Here is a 3,109-nt window from a genome sequence, read left to right as displayed (position 1 = left end):
GACCGGCGGGCCGCGCAATCGGGTTCGAGCCGGTCCCCGAGCTGGCAAACGTCAGCAAGGCCTACGCCGGCGGTGACTCTGAGATCCGTCAGCTCGCCCTTTCCAGCTCTCCGGGAACCGCCGAGTTCCTGTTCATGAGCAAGGCCATCGGAGAATCGGGGTTCAAGGAACGGGCGAGCGAGGGCGACAGAGGTGCCGTCCCTATCCAGGTGGAAATCTCGACACTCGATCTTCAGACAAGCGATCTCGATCGGCTCGACTACATCAAGATCGACACGGAAGGCCACGAGATCGACATCCTCGAAGGCGGTCGCCAAGCCATTGCCCGATTGAGGCCCGTGATCAGCGTCGAATGGGGTGCGCCGACCTACAGCCTTTATGGCCACGACCTGTATAGACTCTATGACCTCTGTGAGGAGCTGGACTATCGGATCGCCGATCTGTTCGGCTTCGTCGTCGCCGATCGCGAGGAGTGGGCGCGGGTCTCGGACCAATCCTACTGGGATTTCTTCCTCGTGCCGTCTGAGCGTGTCGAGGCATGGCGCACGCTCATGCAGCAATCATAGGTCGGGAACCGTAACGCCCAGTCGAGGGTCGTCAGCGCTTCACCAGCCACGGTCCGCGTCAGAGGTCGAAATCGCCCATGGCATCGATCAGGCCAGACCGGCTTGTATCTCTTAGCTGCCGGAACGCGGCCATGATGTGATAGAATGAACTCGCTGGGGCGGGCTCGTCGATAAACTTTCGGTCGGGTAGACGTTTGTCGCGCCACAGACCGCTGTCGCACAGATAGAACCAAAGGGCCCGCTGGGCGGCGGCCGCACCGTCGAGGTAGGTCTGCCGCTCTCCGTCGCGGCTGGACTCTGCCAGGATGAGCGACGCCTTGAGCCATTCCGTCTGCGGCCAGAGGCGCGCCCGATGGCTCCGGATCGACCCGTCGTCATTCATGGCATCGACCGCCACCCCGAGCAACTCGCTGACGCCCGCCTGGCCGTGGGCATAAAGGCGCCGGGCGACGGCCAGGGCCTCGGTGTCCCGCCGGCCCCTCGCATAGCGAGCCATCAACCACGCCCATTCGAACTGATGCCCTGGCTCGACCAGTCGTCCCGCCTCGTCGGGCGCGGGGGCCCAGTCCGGACCGAAGAACTCCCGCAGGAAGCCTTCTTCAGGATCGATGAAGGTCGAGCGAGCCAGACGGACGATCTGATCAGTGAAGGCTGCCCAGCCCGCGTCTCCGCCGATCTCTTCCCAGGCCAGGCAGGCCTCAAGCAGATGCATGTGGCAGTTCGACTGATGGGGGTGCTCGCCACCCTCCACTATAGCCCCATTGTCTTCCGCCCGCGCCTGAAGCTGGTCTCGGATCGTCAGGGCGCGTGATTCCAGGCTCGCGTCCGCGCAACCCGCCGCCTTGGCCATGGCCAGGGCGAACATGACGAAGGCCTGGTCGTAAACCATGGCCGTTTCGTCGAGCGGCGTCCCGTCGGCTGCCAGCAGCGTCCGACACAGACCATCATCACGGAGATAGTCGGCGATCAGTCGGGCGACGCCATCGTCGACACAGCGCGACCATGGGCCTTCCCAACCCAGCTGGCCAGCTTGGGCGAATACATAGATCTGGCGCGCCTGAACGCGAGCTCGCCGTGAGGTCTTGACCGAGCGACCGTCCATGCCGATTACCTCGGCGAAGACCCCGTCTGCCGTCTGGCCAAGGGTCGCCCAGATCGGCAGAGCCTTGAGCCTCAGCCAATCGGCGAAGCGAAGCCCGCCCGCCTGTAACGTTTCTGGAACCGGGCGCGTGAAATCGAGATGCTGCGGCGAGGCGATCTTGAGACGCTCCACCACCTGCTTGACGTCTTGAGCGCGCGACAGATCGCAGACAAGGACCGCGTCCGGTTCAGCGATGATCGCGAGGTTCCGCACACCAAGCGCGGCCACCATGATGCCGTCCGCTGCCCTGGCCAGACATCCTTCTGCGTCCTCAAAGATGTGCAGGCCAGTGTCTCCCTCGCCACTGGCAGCGATGGCGTCCCACGCCCCGAGATCGGACCAGTCGAAATGAACCTCCAAGACGGAGGCGAGGCGGGTTTTCTCCATCAGGGCGTAGTCGATTGAGATCTTCGGCGCATGGCGGAATGCGTCGGTGAGGAGCTCGACCTCGGAGCGGCTCTGGTCCGGCAGGGCACCTCGGACCGCGGTCTCAACCGCCGGGGCGTAGATGCGGAGCTCCGACAGCAGCGTGGCCGCTGAGACGACGAAGTTTCCGCTGTTCCACAGATAACCCGCCTTGATGTACTCCGCCGCCGTGATGGCGTCAGGCTTCTCGATGAAGCGATCGACATCCGAAAGGCCACGGCCGGTGGACTTTATGTAACCATAGGCTGATGACGCGGCTGTCGGTGTCACACCCAAGGTGACAACGCGGCCCTCCGCAGCGCTGGCTGCAGCGGTCCGGATGGCCTGCTGAAAGGCGTCATGATCGGGGATGTGGTGATCAGATGCGACAAAGGCGTTCACGCCTTCAGGATCTTCTCTCTCGGTCCAGGCGGCGGCCGCGGCCATGGCAGCCGCCGAGTCGCGCGCCTCGGGCTCAAGCAGCACATGCGCGGACACCCCCACCTCTGCGAGCTGCTCAATGATCCAGCGTCGGTGCCCTACGCCTGCAACCACGATTAGCTGCCCACCATCCTTCTCGACGAAGGGCGCGACGCGGAGCACCGTTTCCTGAAACAGTGACCGGTTGCCAGCCAACGGGATGAATTGCTTCGGACGTGAGGGACGTGATGCGGGCCAGAGGCGCGTGCCGGAGCCGCCGCACATGATGACGGGATAAACTCTCATTGGTGTCGCCTGGCGAAGATCTTTGGTTTTTCAAAGCGAGGGTCGGTTTAATGCAGCTTAGGCTGCCAGCCTAGCGCTTCACCGTCAGATTTCCTGGTTGTAGGCCCCGACCTCGGGATGGCGGGCCAGGCGCGGCTTCACCTCTTCGCGGAACAGGGCGCGCATGTCGTCCTCGGACCGCATGCTCTCGACCACCACCACCAGCTCCGGCTTGTTCGACGAGGCGCGGACCAGCACCCACGACCCGTCCTCCAGATGCACCCGGGCCCCG

Annotated in this window: 2 protein-coding genes and 1 pseudogene; 1 reads left to right on the top strand and 2 read right to left on the bottom strand. The window is 64.1% G+C overall.

What is annotated here, in order from left to right:
* Window positions 1-566: FkbM family methyltransferase (locus IP78_RS10735; protein WP_054111681.1), on the top strand; the 566-nt coding region annotated here is incomplete at its 5' end.
* A gap of 58 nt (window positions 567-624) precedes the next feature.
* On the opposite strand, the gene IP78_RS10730 is transcribed toward IP78_RS10735, so the two are convergent.
* Together IP78_RS10730 and IP78_RS10725 are read right to left on the bottom strand one after the other, a co-directional pair.
* The gene (locus tag IP78_RS10730) at window positions 625-2,817 is read right to left on the bottom strand and encodes an AGE family epimerase/isomerase (protein WP_231680990.1); all 2,193 of its coding nucleotides are present in this window, start codon (window positions 2,815-2,817) and stop codon (window positions 625-627) included.
* A 105-nt stretch (window positions 2,818-2,922) separates the two neighbouring features.
* Window positions 2,923-3,109, bottom strand: a pseudogene (locus IP78_RS10725) (phosphomannomutase/phosphoglucomutase); the annotation flags it as partial.

The sequence above is a fragment of the Brevundimonas sp. AAP58 genome, assembly GCF_001295975.1.
Taxonomy (GTDB): Bacteria; Pseudomonadota; Alphaproteobacteria; order Caulobacterales; family Caulobacteraceae; genus Brevundimonas.
Note: the sequence above shows the minus strand (reverse complement) of the source record. Positions and strands in the feature narration are given on the sequence as shown.